The organism is Bradyrhizobium sp. HKCCYLS2038 (genome assembly GCF_051167655.1).
In the GTDB taxonomy this organism is placed as follows: Bacteria; Pseudomonadota; Alphaproteobacteria; order Rhizobiales; family Xanthobacteraceae; genus Bradyrhizobium.
Genome location: NZ_JBNPTM010000007.1, coordinates 190,659 through 203,940 on the forward strand (window position 1 = coordinate 190,659; position 13,282 = coordinate 203,940).

Below are 13,282 nucleotides of genomic sequence, written 5' to 3' on the forward strand. Positions count from 1 at the left end.
GGAGCGCGGCGACGCCGCGCGTCTCGAACCAAGAGGCCATCAGAACGTCAGTGCCGAGACCACGCGCACCTTCTGCGCGGGGTCGATCTTCTGCACGCCGAGCGCGACGACCTTCTCGCCCTCGTCGACGCCTGACGTGACCAGCACGTCCTTGCTGTCATAGGCCTTCACCTTGACCGGCTTCAGCGTCACCTCGCCCTTGTCGTTGACGACGTAGAGCGACGGATCACGGCCGTCGCTGAACAGCGCCGACAGCGGCAGCCGCGCGACGCGCGTGGTGGCGGGATCGGCGAGCGTCAGGGTCGCGGTCATGCCGAGCGAGACGGCGTCGCCGGCGTCCGGCAGCGAGAACTTGGCGAGATAGGTGCGCGTCGCCGGATCGGCGGCCGGCGCGATCTCGCGCAGCTTCGCCGCATATTTCCTATCGGCGTCCGACCACAGCGTGACATAGGCGCTGCCGGTCTTGGCGCGCTCGAGCAGTGTCTCGGGGATCGCGACGACAGCCTCCTTCTCCGCGAAGCGCGCGACGCGGACCGCGGCCTGGCCGGCGGCGACCACAACGCCCGGCTCGATCATGCTGGCGGTGACGACACCGCGCGCATCCGCCGCCAAGGTTGCATAGGACAGCGAATTGCGGGTCAGCTCGACCGAACGCTCGGCGCGATTCAGCCGCGCGCGCGCTTCATCGGCCGAAGCCTTGGCCTGGTCCATCTGCGCATCCGTGGTCCAGCCTTTGGCCCGCAGCTCCTTGGCGCGGGTCTCGGCAGCCGAGGCCTGCGCCAGCACGCCGGTGGCGGCGCGGAATTCGGCCTCGGCCTGCTCGGCCTGCAGCTTCAGATCGACCTCGTCGAGCGTGGCCAGCGGCTGGCCGACCTCCACGGTCTGGCCGACCTCGACCAAGCGCTTGGCCACCTTGCCGGCGACCCGGAAGCCGATGTCGGCCTCGATCCGCGGCCGGACCGTGCCGACGAAGCTGCGCTCCGGCGTCTCGGCCTCGTAATGGACCGGGGCGACCAGAACCGGCCTGACCGGCTCAGCCTTCTGGGCGACGGTTTCATTGCAGCCGGCGAGCGAGATCGCCAAGGCGGCCAGGGCTGCGCCGCTCAACAGCCTGGAAAAGCTGGAAAAAACCTGGACGAGCATCGGATACCCCTTCGCTGCTGTTGCGAAGGAATGTCGATTGTTGATTGACGAATGTCAATAATCGTCAGTGATCAGGACTTCGTGAACATCTGGACATGTTGCCGCAGGTGCTCACGCGCTGGGCAGGCTCCGAACGGCCAACAGGACCGCCAACCTCTGGCAGGACGCGCGGCGAGCAGTAAGCTCCATCCAGACGACGACCGCGATCAGCGCGGTTGAGGCGAGCACCGGCAGCGAGAACTGAGTGGTGGCGAGGCAATCGGAAGCAGGCTGTCGGACAGCGACACATCGCGGGTGCGCGGGAACTGCATCGCCAGCACGTCATCGCACATGCTGAGCTCAGCTGACGCACGCCGACGCGCCGGCCTCGCAGTCGTGACGGCGCTGGTCGTGATCGCGCTCGGGCTCGGCTTGAGGGTCTACGGTCGCGGCCTCGGCCTTCCTGTCTTCGTGGTCAAATATGGCGGCTCCGTCCTGTGGGCGACGATGGTCTATGTGCTGCTCGTCGCGCTGCTGCCGCTGATGTCATGGCGGCAGACTGGCCTGCTTGCACTGGCCGTGGCCGTCATCGTCGAGGCAAGCCGGCTGGTTCACACGCCGTGGCTCGACAGCTTCCGCCTGACGCTCGCCGGCGCCCTGCTGCTCGGACGGATCTTCTCGCTGTGGAATATCGCAGCTTATGTCGCCGGCATCCTCATCGGCATCGGGATCGATCGCACGCTGCTCGCGGTCGCCGCGGCGCGCGCCGAGCCCGATCAGTCGCCGAGCTGAAAGCGCTGAAACCGGTGCAGCTCCTCCTCGATGCGCCGCTTCAGATCCGTCCGGGCGTCGCCGCGCGCCGCCTTGCCCGGACCGACCCAGCTCCATTTCTGCATCAGCAGCTTGCCGTTCTGGCGGTCGGTCTTGAGGTCCAGCGCCGCCACGATGTCCTCGCCGGCCAGGACGGGCAGCGCGAAATAGCCGAGCTTGCGCTTTTCCTTCGGCACGTAGGCTTCGAACAGATGCGTGTAGTCGAAGATCAGCTGCGTCCGCTTGCGTTGGATAATCAGCGGATCGAACGGCGACAGGATGTGAACCCGCTCGGGACTGATCTCGATCGGTTCCTCGAGCGCGGCCGGCGCGGCCCAGTGCTCCTGCCGTCCGGCGCCTTCCAGTGCCACCGGCACCAGCTCGCGGCGCCGCACCCGGGCCTCGATGACGCGGCGCACGTCCGCCTTGCGCGAAGCGTTGAGATGGCACAGCGAGTCGAGGCTGACGATGCCCTGGGCGCGCAGCCCGCGGTCGAGCAGATAGGCCGTGATCTCGCGCTCTGTGACGCCCTTCGGCAGCCGCTCCCAGCCGAAATGCCGGGTGGTGAGATCATAGGTCTTGAGCATACCGTCGCGGCCCGCGACCGTCAGCACGCCCTCGTAGAAGCCGAGCTGCAGCGCGCGCTTCGACGGCTTGCGGCTGGCCCAGGCGTGATCCTTCTCACGCAACTCGTCGTCGTCGATGTCGCGAATGGTCAGCGCACCGCCCTGGCGGATCAGCCGCATCACCTTGCGGCTGTCCTCGGGCTTCACCGTCGTGAGCCAGCGATGTCCTTCACGGCGATAGCGCCGCATCGCCGGGACGAAGTAGCGGAAATCCTGCGCCGGCACATAAGACAGCGCGTGGGTCCAATATTCGAAGACCGACCTGTCGACGCTCTGCGCCTGCCTGAGATCGGCGCGGCGATAGCTCGGAATGCGGCTGAACAGGATGTGGTGGTGACAGCGTTCGACGACATTGATGGTGTCGATCTGCACGTAACCGAGATGAGCGATGGCCGCAGCGACCGCGTCCGCGCCCGCGCCGAACGGCGCCTCGGCATCGAGGCGCTGGGCGCGCAGCCAGATCCGGCGCGCGGCCGTTTTCGAGAGCGCAACAGGCGTGGGAACGGAAGCCATGACGGAACAATGGTGCGAGATTCGGACCCACACCCGCAACGGCAATTACGCAGCAGATCCCGCCGCGGAACTTACTGCTTGGCCTTGTCCGGAATGCTGCCGGTCGCGATCTCGGTCCTGCAGCTGGCGCGGCCAGGATCGGGCGCGCGGCATTTGTAGATCCGCCCCGTCAGCCGATCGACCAGCCAGGCCGTGTCATCGGCAGGACTCTCCAAACCGACATAACGGTTGCCGACCGCGGTGATCAGCGTCGACAGCAGGATCGAGGCGGCGATGATGCCGGCGCCGATCAGCGTCGACATGGAACTCGAGGATCCCGCCTGGTCCTGGCTGCCGGCCCGATGAGACTGGTAGTCGCGCCTGGGTGATGAGTTGAACACGGCTATAGCTTTTCTGTTGGCGTTTCTTGACTCAATTCGCCGCTGGCCTGCGTCGCACCCCCCGTTTGCGATTTTTTTCCGGCGATGGATATCCGGTAGAACCGCATCTTGCCGATTTGTTGTTGGCAGGCCGGCCGAGGCCCGATGGCTTTGCGACAACCTCGCAGCACCCGCCGTGCCGGCGCGCGAACAGACCAGCCGGCGGCGCTGAGTGACATCAATCACATTCGAACGCTTTGAACCGGTTGTAGTCTCGGCACATCCAATGGCCATAGGTCATGACGACCCGAGGATGACGACGATGACCCGATATTTTGGACGTTTTGCAATTCAAGCCGCCACGCTGTCCGCCCTGGTGACGATGAGCGCAGGTGTGGCTCTTGCCGGCGAAGCCGTGTCGGCCGACCAGATCCTGAATGCGCTGAAGCCGAAATCCGCCACGCGCGGCCTGACGGTTGGGCCGCAGGCGGCCCAGCCGGTCGACACCGCGGCGCAGGCGAAGCAGGCCGCGTTCCTCGACAGCATGCGCAACCGCAAGACACGCTCGCTGTCGCTCGGCGAGCGCGAGCAGATCGCCGAACTCGCCGCCACCAAGCCGAAGATCGATCTCGAGATCCAGTTCGACTACAACTCGGCCGATATCAGCAAGGCGTCGATGCCGGCGGTGCAGGAGCTCGGCAAGGCGCTGTCCGATCCGAACCTGAAGGGCTCGACCTTCGTGGTCGCCGGCCATACCGACGGCATCGGCGGCGAGAGCTTCAATCAGGGCCTGTCCGAGCGGCGCGCCGACACCATCAAGCGCTATCTGGTCGAGAAGTTCGGCCTGACCGGCCAGGACCTCGTCACCGTCGGCTATGGCAAGACCAAGCTGAAGGATGCGGCGAACCCGGCCGATCCGCTCAACCGTCGCGTCCAGGTCGTCAACATGGACACCAAGACCGCGGCGAAGTGAGCGCTCCGCCGCGCATCGCCCCGCCTGCTCGAGATCCCCTGGCAGGCGGGGCGTTTTTTTGAGCGTCGTCAGATCCAGCTCTGGAACAGCATCAGCCTTGTGAAGGTCTGCATCGTCGTGCCGAGGAAGGCGGCGCTGACCGGCAGCAGCGCGAGGAAGCCGGCGACGGCGACGGCGACATAGGCCCATGTCGCCCAGCGCGGCAGCCGTGTGAGGACGTGCACGAGCGCGAGGCTCGCCAGCGTCGCCGACGGCAGATAGTAGTACAGGAAGCTCAGCGCCCGCGGCAGCAGCGCCCAGGGCAGATAGCAGCCGAGATAGAACGCCAGGATCAGGAACGCGGCCGCGCTGCGCCGTGCAGCGAAGTCCCAGGCACAGGCGACGACCGCCAGCACTGCGGGCCACAGCACCAGCGGATTGCCGAGCAGCACCACCGCGGCGATGTCGTTGTCGCCTGCCTTGTCGAACAGGAACCAGACCGGGCGGACCAGGAACGGCCAGGTCGGCCACGCGCTCATATAGGTGTGGCCGGCGATCGCGGTCGTGACGCTGTCGGCAAAGATGCGCCGCTGCGCCTCGAAAATCGCGCCAATCGACAGCCCGTGCAGCGGAACGAAGGTCGCGAGATAGCACAGCGCCGGAAGCACGCCGAGGCACAGCGCGACGTGCCACCATCGCAGTTGCGGCCATTGCTCGGGCTGATACCAGTCGGTCGGCTCGGGATCGCCGAACGTCGTCTGCCAATGCTGCAGCAGCTTGATCACGCCGATGATCATGAGCGCCGTCAGCAGCGGAAACAGCCCGCTCCATTTGCAGGCGATGGCAAGCCCGAACATCGCGCCCGCCAAAGCAAACACGGCTTGTGGCCGCCTCAGCCGGAAGCTGAACAGGAAGGCGGCGATCGCGAGCAGGCTGAAGCCGAGCGCGCCGATGTCGAGCATCGCGGCGCGCGCCTGCACGAACAGCATCTGGTTGACGAAGGCGAGCAGCGCCGCCGTGAGCGCCGGTCCCTGCGCCGCGAACAGGGCCAGTCCACACAGATAGATCGCGGCGATGGCGAGCCCGCCGAGCACGGTACCGGGATAGCGCCACGCGAACGGATTGTCGCCGAACGTCCTGATCGACAGCGCAATGAGTTGCTTGGCAAGCGGCGGGTGCATCGGATTGAGCTGCGGGCTCACAGGCGAAACGCCGAGCATCTGCCGCGCGGCCGGCACATAGTGCACCTCGTCAAACATGAATTTCGGCGGCGAGGCGAGGCCGACCATCAGCAGCACATGCGCGATCGCGAAGATCAGCAATGTCGTCAGCACGGAGCGGCGCAGCGAATCCGCGCGCGCCGGCGCCGCGTCGTCGGTGTCGTCGTCAGCCGTGTGGCGAGAAGCGGATACCTTCGTGGGCATGCGATTGAACTGATCTCACCATGGGCGCAACTAACCAGCGTTGCGCATCACGACCGACTTGTGTCCATCTTACAACATTCCTGCGGCCCGTCTTGCGCTAGGATCGCGGGGAACCATCGTCGAGTCTGACATGAGCCTGCGTCGCCGTACAATCGTGGCCGCCGTCTCGACCGCCGCCCTGCTGGCCGCGGCGGGCCCGGTGCTGGCCGACAGCCGCATCGGCGAGGCGGTGCTGGTGCAGAAGGACGTCGCGCGCGTGGCCGGCGCCGCGAGCAGCCCGATCAGCGTCGGCGACGGCGTCGTGCGCAACGAGACCGTGCGCACCGGCAGCGACAGCGCCGCCCGGCTCGTGATGCTCGACAGCACCAACCTCTCGCTCGGCCCGAACGCGACCCTGACGCTCGACCGCACCGTCTTCAACGACGAGACCAGCTATCGCGACATCGCCATCCGGCTCGGCACTGGCGCGTTCCGCTTCGTCACCGGTCATTCCGAAAAGGCCGCCTACAAGATCAACACGCCGCTCGCGACCATCGGCGTGCGCGGCACCATCCTCGACATCAGGTCGCAGCGCGGCCAGACCATGGTCGTGCTGCAGGAGGGCGCATCGCGCGTCTGCACCCTCACCTTCCAGTGCATCGAGCTGACCCAGCCGGGCGACACCGCGATCATCACCGCGACCGGCCAGGGCCGCAGCACGATCACGAAGACCAACAATCCGTCCTGGAGCTTTGCGGCGACCTGCACCTCGACGACCGGATTGTGCACCGTCACCGATCTCGCCAGCAACGCGCCGCCGCAAGACTTCACCGGCATCCTGTGTGGGCGATGACGATGCGCGCCCGCCCGCTCCTCCTCATCATGGCCGTGGCCAGCTTCGCGCTCGCCTGGCAGGCCGTCCCGGCCGCGGCCCAGAGCGGCTGCAACGTCGAGACCATCAACGCGGTGCCTTGCCCGACGCCGACGCCGACGCCGTCGCCTGCCGCCTCGCCGACGCCCAACGGCGCCGATTCCAGCCGCGGCGCGGTCAACAGGCTCGCCGACCAGCGCTTCAACCAGATGATCACCAACCGGGTGCTCGGCCTGGTGCTGCTCGGCGTCAACGAGCAGGTCAATTGCAACGACTGCATCAGCGCGTTCGGCTCGGCCGGCTCGTTCTCAGCCGGTATCCATGGCCGCAAGCAGCTCACCGGCAATCTCGCTTTGCTCGCCGGCCTCGCCTACACCCAGTACAACGAGAACGGCTATCACGTGACGTCGGCGCCGATCGGCGCCTTCGCCTTGCGCTACGACGCCACCGACTGGGGATCGTCGCGGCCGTTCTTCGACGTCGGCACCATCCTGACGCCGCATGAGCGCGTGCGCTACGGCCGCAGCTACAACACGAGCCTCGGCACGGTGACGGTCGACGGCACGACGACGGCGTCGAACTACGCGGTCTATGGCCGCGCCGGCTGGATCAGCCGGATGTCGCCGCGCGACGAGCTCGCCGCCTCGGTCGAGCTGTGGCAGCTGTGGCAGAACGTCGCCGCCTATCGCGATCCCACCGTGACGTTCAACCCCTCCGACGCCGCGATCGCCGGCGGCACCGACCGCACCAGCCTGGTCAAGGTCGGCGGCCAGTGGACGCATCTGTTCGGCTCGACCATCGAGGCCAACATCAATGGCGGCTACGTGCAGTCGTTCGGCACCCGGTCCGGCATCGTCGCCACCGTTACCGGCAACGGCACGGTGACGCCGACCATGGGCAACCAGGGTTGGTTCGAATATGGCGGCCGGCTCGGCTTCCGGCTTTCCCAGGGCTGGATCGCCGACCTGTTCGTCAACGGCACGCTCGGCCCGCAGCCGGTCGGCAACACCATTCACGGCGGCATCGGCCTGCGCGTCCATTACTAGCCACACCCCGCCGTCCTGCGCGCGGCGAACCTGCAGCCGTTACTTCAAGAATTCATGATCGGTCTGCGCCGCGCTTCCCTTGCCCCTGCGCGGCTGCGGCCCTATTGAATGACGATCGTCATTCAAACGCCTCGGGCTTGCCGGGCGTGCGGGAGGCAGGATGGACGTTTCGACCCAGGCCCGCGAGGCGCCGCAGACCGGCGTCCCGGACAAGCTGCCCTCTCCCGGCGTCGCCGATCCGTCGCGCAGCAAGGCCGCGGCGACGCGTGCGGCGCTGTTGAGCGGTCCGGTGCTGCCGACCCTGGTCCGCCTGGCGCTGCCGACGATGTCGGTGCTGGTGGCGCAGACCGCGGTGAACGTCGCCGAGGCCTATTATGTCGGCTTCCTCGGCACCGATGCGCTGGCGGGCGCCGCGCTGGTGTTCCCGCTGTTCATGCTGATGACGATGATGTCCAATGGCGGCATCGGCAGCGGCGTCTCCTCTGCGGTCGCGCGCGCTGTGGGCGCGGGGCGCCAGGCCGATGCCGACGCCATCGCCTTTCATGCCATCGTGCTCGCGGTGATCGCCGGCGGCCTGTTCACGCTCGCCATCACGCTGTCAGGTCCGGCACTGTATCACGCGCTCGGCGGCCGCGCCGGCGCGCTCGAGGCGGGCTTACGCTATTCCAACTACCTGTTCGCCGGCGCGATTCCGGTGTGGATCGTCAACCTGCAGGCCGCCGCGCTGCGCGGCGTCGGCAATGTCCGCGTGCCGGCGCTGGTCACGCTGGTCGGCGCGCTGGTCATGATCCCCGCGTCTCCGATGCTGATCTTCGGCCTCGGCCCGCTGCCGGCACTCGGCATCGCCGGCGCGGGCATCGCCTTCGGACTGTACTACTGCGGCGCGATGCTCGTGCTGCTGCGCTACATGGCCTCGGGCCGCTCCAGCCTGCATGTGCGCGTCGCGCCGCTGCAGCGCCGGCTGTTCGCCGACATTCTCAGGGTCGGCCTGCCGACGGCGCTGAATGCCGTCATGGTCAACCTCACCGTCATCCTGGTAACCGCGCTCGCCGGCCGGTTCGGCACCTCGGAGCTCGCCGCCTACGGCATCGCCTCGCGGCTGGACTATATCATGATACCAATCCTGTTCGGCCTGTGCACCGCCACCCTCACCATGGTCGGCATCAATGTCGGTGCCGGCCAGGGCACGCGCGCACGCCGCATCGCCTGGATCAGCGCGTTGAGCGGTGCGGCCCTGGTCGGCGCGATCGGGCTGATCGTGGCGCTGCATCCGCCGCTCTGGCTCACGTTGTTCAGTCATGATGCCGACGTGCTGCACGAAGGCGCCACCTACCTGCGCACCGTCGCCCCCGCCTATGCCGCGCTCGGTTTCGGCTTCGTGCTGTCGTTTGCCGGCCAGGGCGCTGGCCATGTGCTGTGGCCCTTTGTGGGCTCCGCGCTGCGCATCCTGATCGCAGCCGGCGGCGGTTTCGTCGCCATCGTCCTGCTCGGCGGCGGCATGGCCTCGCTGGCGGCCATGGTCACCCTATCGCTCGTGGCCTACGCCCTGGTCTGCAGCCTCGTGCTCGCATCACGTGGAATCTGGCACGCACACTCGCATTAGTCGCGCATCGACGATGAGGAGAACTCCTCCTCCGGCCCACAACTGACAGCAAGCTGATGTACCGCCGTTAGAAGGTATCTGATGGCTTCACCACCGGTGAATGGTACCAGGGGCCATTTCTCCACAATTAGTAAAACACAATGATAACCTTCCGTTCCCGTCCGCGCTCCCAAAGGTTTCTTTATGGAACCGGATTCAGTCGGCGGTAACGTCTGGCGGTCCACTCCTGCAGCACGGGCTCGCTTCGCCAGCGCCGAGCCTCGGACAGCAACCCAGCAGGAAGCGTCGCACCTATGTCCGCATCGATCTCACTCGACTCCCTTCGCCGTCTGTCGCGCAGGTTTTGCCGTGCCGAGAACGGCAACATCAGCATGATCTTCGCGATCGCCAGCATCCCGATCCTGATCTCGGTGGGTGCGGCCGTGGATCTCGCCAAGACCGGCGACGTCAAGGCAAAGTTGCAGAAGTCGGTCGACGCCGCGGTCCTGGCCGCAGTGATCCAGCCCAGCGGACAGCAGATCTCGACGGCAGACGCCGTGTTCAAGAGCGATTTCGCCAGCCGCTTCGGCACGGCGAAGTCCGCCACCTTCGTCGCGAACACTGATGGTTCGGTGTCGGGCACCGCCAATGCGACGGTCCCGACTTCGTTCCTGAACGTCATGGGCGCCACGTCGCTCGACGTCACGGCCACGGCCACCGCCAAGGGCGGCGCCCAGACCAGGACGCCGGTGTGCATCCTGCTCGTCAGCACGCTCAACTCGCAATCGCTGCTGGTCAATTCCGGCGCCCAGCTCAATGCACCGACCTGCGAGGTGCATGTGCTGTCGACGCAGAGCCCCGCGGCGATCTTCAACGCCACGCTGAACGCCAAGCGCATCTGCATCAAGGGCTCGACCATCATCAAGAACGGCGGCGTCAACCCGCCGGCCGAGACCAGCTGCGCGGCGATCTCGGATCCGTTCGCGGGCACGCTGCCGGTGCCGACCGTGGGGACCTGCACCTTCAACAACAAGACCTACGATTCCGGCACCGTGACCCTCGATCCGGGCGTCTACTGCGGATGGACCAATTTCAACGGCTCCGGCACGCTGAAGCTCAATCCCGGACTCTACGTCATCAAGAACGGCGGCATGACCTTCAACTCCAGTTGGACAGTCACCGGCACCGGCGTCACCTTCTACCTGGTCGATCAGAACGCGACCCTCACCTTCAACGGCAACGTCAACGCCACGCTGTCGGCGCCGACCACGGGCACCTATGCCAACATCCTGATGTACGAGCCGACCGGCCTGTCGACGAGCAACCTGCCGATCAACGGCACCAGCGGTTCGTCCTTCACCGGCCTGATGTATCTCCCCAGCCGCAACGTCACCATCAACTCGGTGTCCAACGTCTCGAGCAACAGCGTGACCATGGTGTTCAACACCCTGATCCTGAACGCCACCAACTGGAACATCGCCCCCGGCGCCCTGTCGATGTCCGTCGCCAACGGCCCGGCCGGCACGGCATTTCTGGCGAAGTAGCGGGTTTTGGACTGGCTTTCGATGAAGGCCTCCGAAGCTAACAAGTAGCACTTCCCGCGGGGCTGCCCCTCACCCCGCCCCTCTCAGCGCGAACGAAGCTCGTCGCGCCCCCGTAAGAACGGGGAGAGGGAGTTGCAGCGGCGCTCGCGGCGAGCGGCGTCACTCTGCACAAATAAGTTCTTGCACACGCGAATATCCGCTCGCATTCCTCATTGAGCCCGACCTGCCATCCCCAAGCGACGCCGCGCTCCCTCTCCCCGTTCTTCACGGGGAGAGGGAGGGCGGCATCCCCGTGGTCGGCCGGTCAATCCTATCTCGCGCGGCGCCTCACGACTTCGTCTCGGCCGGATCGCGATGCACCGGGTCGACCCAGAGCACCGTCTCGGGCTTCTCGACCGGCTCGATGTCGATGTTGATGGCCACGGCCTCGCCGTCGCTGCGCACCAGCACGCATTCCAGCACCTCGTCGCGGCTGGCGTTGATCTCCTGGTGCGGCACGTAGGGCGGCACGAAGATGAAGTCGCCGGGACCGGCTTCCGCGGTGAACTGCAGCTGCTCGCCCCAGCGCATCCGCGCCTTGCCCTTCACCACGTAGATCACGCTTTCGAGATGGCCGTGATGGTGCGCGCCGGTCTTGGCGTCAGGCTTGATCGTGACGGTACCGGCCCAGAGCTTCTGCGCGCCGACGCGCGCGAAATTGATCGCTGCCTTGCGGTCCATGCCCGGTGTCGAAGGGACATTGGAATCGAGCTGATTGCCGGGAATGACGCGCACGCCATCGTGCTTCCAGCGCTCGTCGGCGTGATCGTGGGAGTGGCCGTGCGCGTGATCGTGAGGACCTGACATGATTTCTTCTTCTCGACGTTCTCTGAGGGAACCCAGCTGATTCTAGTCGAAATGCCGCATCGGCGCCATTCGGGTTCCCCGCGAACCATTTCGCCAGACCCGCGTTGACCCCGCGCAGTCTACACACACAATGGAGACACACCATGGGCTCGACCACGGACAAGATCAAAGGCGCGACCAACGAGGCGATCGGCAAGGCCAAGCAGGGCATCGGTGAAGCCACTGGCTCCGAGCGCCTGCAGGGCGAAGGCGCCGTCCAGGAAGTGAAGGGCAAGGGCCAGAAGGCGATGGGCGACGCCAAGGAGGCGACCAAGGACGCCGTGAACAGCGCCGCCGGCGCGGCGAACAAGAACCTTTGAGCAGGGTCGGCGCGACCGCTGATGTCGCGTGATGATGCTTGAGAGACTAACAAGACCGGCCCTTCGCGGGCCGGTCTTTTCGTTGTTAGTCGATGATGGATGGCCACGACCAACCAGATCGCTGCAGGATCCTCGCCGGCGCTCGTGAATGCGCCCTCTCCCCCAAGCGAAGCAAAGCTTCGCCAGGGCGGGAGAGGGCGCTGTATCGGGCATCACGCTTTGTTGCCACCCGGGACCATTTGCGACTTATTTCACGCCCAGCAGTTCGACGTCGAACAACAGCGTCGCATTCGGCGGGATCACGCCGCCGGCGCCGCGAGCGCCGTAGCCGAGCTCCGGTGGGATGATCAGCGTGCGCTTGCCGCCGACCTTCATCGTCGCCACGCCCTCGTCCCAGCCGGCGATCACGCGCTTCATGCCGATCGGGAATTCGAACGGCTCGTTGCGATCCACCGACGAGTCGAATTTCTTGCCCTTCTGGCCGTTCTCGTAGAGCCAGCCCGTGTAGTGCATCACGCAGGTCTGGCCACGCGACGGCGTCGCGCCGGTGCCTTCCTTGGTGTCGATGATCTGCAGTCCGGAGGGAGTGGTCATGGTCTTTCCTGTCGGTTTGGCGGAACTGGTCTGTGCCGAAGCCACATGAGGGCCCAGCACGGCGGCTGCTGCCGATGCCGCCACCGTCAGCACAACTCTTCGATCGATCGGACGCCGCATGCTCGGACTGCCTCTGCTCGTTCACGGGAGACGCGGTTTAGCGCATGGCGGCGCAGGTGACCAGCCCGTCGCCCTTCACACGATCACCGCCTCTAATTCTGAAAAAAATAAGCACCTTGCGCTTTATCGGAATTTATGATTGTGTAGGCCATCCCGCCTCACTGCAAGGGGCGTTGCGCGCGATCGTCACGACACGCGAGGCGGGGATGCGATGGCCGCGAGAGACCGCAGCATCCTCTTCAAACGAGGGTGCGGACGAACGATCGCTTGCGGACGTGAAGTCGCAGCGTCCTGATACCCCGACGCTGGTATCAAGCCGCGACGGCACTGACGTGCCGCGTGGTAATGGTGGCCAACAAGCCCGGCGCACCAGGGAGACTGCGTATAAGCGTGAGACTGTCGCGCAGGGAATGCCGGATGACCGGCTTTGCCTGTGGTACCTGCCGCCTGCATTCTTTTCGCAGGCGGGCCATGGGTGAGGCCCTCACCCGGCATTCCCTGCGCCCTTGCACTCTTTGTGAGGGACAAACTGATC

The 13,282-nt window shown here is 66.1% G+C and carries 13 protein-coding genes; 7 read left to right on the forward strand and 6 right to left on the reverse strand.

The window, feature by feature from the left end; genetic code table 11:
- Positions 1-39: 39 nt before the first annotated feature.
- A complete protein-coding gene (locus ACQR1I_RS28470) occupies positions 40-1,143 on the reverse strand; it encodes an efflux RND transporter periplasmic adaptor subunit (protein ID WP_434868633.1) in 1,104 nt (367 codons plus the stop codon).
- 330 nt (positions 1,144-1,473) lie between these two features.
- Here ACQR1I_RS28470 and ACQR1I_RS28475 point away from each other — a divergent pair, with 330 nt between their 5' ends.
- A complete protein-coding gene (locus ACQR1I_RS28475) occupies positions 1,474-1,914 on the forward strand; it encodes a DUF2809 domain-containing protein (RefSeq protein ID WP_434868634.1) in 441 nt (146 codons plus the stop codon).
- Here ACQR1I_RS28475 and ACQR1I_RS28480 read toward each other — a convergent pair.
- Together ACQR1I_RS28480 and ACQR1I_RS28485 are read right to left on the reverse strand one after the other, a co-directional pair.
- Positions 1,899-3,071 (reverse strand): winged helix-turn-helix domain-containing protein, encoded by a 1,173-nt coding sequence (locus ACQR1I_RS28480; protein ID WP_434868635.1) that lies wholly within the window; start codon positions 3,069-3,071, stop codon positions 1,899-1,901. The genes ACQR1I_RS28475 and ACQR1I_RS28480 overlap by 16 nt on opposite strands.
- A gap of 71 nt (positions 3,072-3,142) precedes the next feature.
- The gene (locus tag ACQR1I_RS28485) at positions 3,143-3,373 is read right to left on the reverse strand and encodes a hypothetical protein (RefSeq protein WP_434868636.1); all 231 of its coding nucleotides are present in this window, start codon (positions 3,371-3,373) and stop codon (positions 3,143-3,145) included.
- A 379-nt stretch (positions 3,374-3,752) separates the two neighbouring features.
- On the opposite strand from ACQR1I_RS28485, the gene ACQR1I_RS28490 reads away from it, so the two are divergent.
- Positions 3,753-4,403: an OmpA family protein gene (locus ACQR1I_RS28490; protein ID WP_434868637.1), complete on the forward strand. Its 651-nt coding sequence runs from the start codon at positions 3,753-3,755 to the stop codon at positions 4,401-4,403.
- Between the two features lie 68 nt (positions 4,404-4,471).
- Here the strand turns inward: ACQR1I_RS28490 and ACQR1I_RS28495 are convergent, their stop codons facing one another.
- Positions 4,472-5,806 (reverse strand): glycosyltransferase family 39 protein, encoded by a 1,335-nt coding sequence (locus ACQR1I_RS28495; RefSeq protein WP_434868638.1) that lies wholly within the window; start codon positions 5,804-5,806, stop codon positions 4,472-4,474.
- Positions 5,807-5,936: 130 nt separating this feature from the next.
- Here ACQR1I_RS28495 and ACQR1I_RS28500 point away from each other — a divergent pair, with 130 nt between their 5' ends.
- The 4 genes from ACQR1I_RS28500 to ACQR1I_RS28515 all read left to right on the forward strand — a co-directional run bounded on the left by ACQR1I_RS28500 (position 5,937) and on the right by ACQR1I_RS28515 (position 10,828).
- Positions 5,937-6,638, forward strand: a complete 702-nt coding sequence (locus tag ACQR1I_RS28500; RefSeq protein WP_434868639.1) for a FecR family protein — start codon at positions 5,937-5,939, stop codon at positions 6,636-6,638.
- Entirely contained in the window at positions 6,635-7,702 is a 1,068-nt protein-coding gene (locus ACQR1I_RS28505; RefSeq protein ID WP_434868640.1) for a hypothetical protein, read from the forward strand. The genes ACQR1I_RS28500 and ACQR1I_RS28505 overlap by 4 nt, the downstream gene beginning before the upstream one ends.
- A gap of 160 nt (positions 7,703-7,862) precedes the next feature.
- Complete coding sequence (locus ACQR1I_RS28510; RefSeq protein ID WP_434868641.1) at positions 7,863-9,305, forward strand: MATE family efflux transporter; 1,443 nt, start codon at positions 7,863-7,865, stop codon at positions 9,303-9,305.
- A gap of 293 nt (positions 9,306-9,598) precedes the next feature.
- A complete protein-coding gene (locus ACQR1I_RS28515) occupies positions 9,599-10,828 on the forward strand; it encodes a TadE/TadG family type IV pilus assembly protein (RefSeq protein ID WP_434868642.1) in 1,230 nt (409 codons plus the stop codon).
- Between the two features lie 327 nt (positions 10,829-11,155).
- Here the strand turns inward: ACQR1I_RS28515 and ACQR1I_RS28520 are convergent, their stop codons facing one another.
- Positions 11,156-11,674 (reverse strand): cupin domain-containing protein, encoded by a 519-nt coding sequence (locus ACQR1I_RS28520; protein WP_434868643.1) that lies wholly within the window; start codon positions 11,672-11,674, stop codon positions 11,156-11,158.
- A 143-nt stretch (positions 11,675-11,817) separates the two neighbouring features.
- Between ACQR1I_RS28520 and ACQR1I_RS28525 the strand changes: the two genes are divergently transcribed.
- Positions 11,818-12,033 (forward strand): CsbD family protein, encoded by a 216-nt coding sequence (locus tag ACQR1I_RS28525; RefSeq protein WP_434868644.1) that lies wholly within the window; start codon positions 11,818-11,820, stop codon positions 12,031-12,033.
- Between the two features lie 246 nt (positions 12,034-12,279).
- Here ACQR1I_RS28525 and ACQR1I_RS28530 read toward each other — a convergent pair whose 3' ends face one another.
- Positions 12,280-12,747 carry an FKBP-type peptidyl-prolyl cis-trans isomerase gene (locus tag ACQR1I_RS28530; protein ID WP_434868645.1) on the reverse strand — a complete coding sequence of 156 codons (468 nt, stop codon included), beginning with the start codon at positions 12,745-12,747 and terminating at the stop codon, positions 12,280-12,282.
- Positions 12,748-13,282: the final 535 nt, after the last annotated feature.

Coding starts and splice junctions, on each gene's coding strand:
- ACQR1I_RS28500 (WP_434868639.1), top strand. CDS start 5,937: ATGAGCCTGCGTCGCCGTACAATCGTGGCCGCCGTCTCGACCGCCGCC.
- ACQR1I_RS28520 (WP_434868643.1), bottom strand. CDS start 11,674: ATGTCAGGTCCTCACGATCACGCGCACGGCCACTCCCACGATCACGCC.
- ACQR1I_RS28515 (WP_434868642.1), top strand. CDS start 9,599: ATGTCCGCATCGATCTCACTCGACTCCCTTCGCCGTCTGTCGCGCAGG.
- ACQR1I_RS28480 (WP_434868635.1), bottom strand. CDS start 3,071: ATGGCTTCCGTTCCCACGCCTGTTGCGCTCTCGAAAACGGCCGCGCGC.
- ACQR1I_RS28470 (WP_434868633.1), bottom strand. CDS start 1,143: ATGCTCGTCCAGGTTTTTTCCAGCTTTTCCAGGCTGTTGAGCGGCGCA.
- ACQR1I_RS28495 (WP_434868638.1), bottom strand. CDS start 5,806: ATGCCCACGAAGGTATCCGCTTCTCGCCACACGGCTGACGACGACACC.
- ACQR1I_RS28505 (WP_434868640.1), top strand. CDS start 6,635: ATGACGATGCGCGCCCGCCCGCTCCTCCTCATCATGGCCGTGGCCAGC.
- ACQR1I_RS28490 (WP_434868637.1), top strand. CDS start 3,753: ATGACCCGATATTTTGGACGTTTTGCAATTCAAGCCGCCACGCTGTCC.
- ACQR1I_RS28485 (WP_434868636.1), bottom strand. CDS start 3,373: ATGTCGACGCTGATCGGCGCCGGCATCATCGCCGCCTCGATCCTGCTG.
- ACQR1I_RS28510 (WP_434868641.1), top strand. CDS start 7,863: ATGGACGTTTCGACCCAGGCCCGCGAGGCGCCGCAGACCGGCGTCCCG.
- ACQR1I_RS28530 (WP_434868645.1), bottom strand. CDS start 12,747: ATGCGGCGTCCGATCGATCGAAGAGTTGTGCTGACGGTGGCGGCATCG.
- ACQR1I_RS28525 (WP_434868644.1), top strand. CDS start 11,818: ATGGGCTCGACCACGGACAAGATCAAAGGCGCGACCAACGAGGCGATC.
- ACQR1I_RS28475 (WP_434868634.1), top strand. CDS start 1,474: ATGCTGAGCTCAGCTGACGCACGCCGACGCGCCGGCCTCGCAGTCGTG.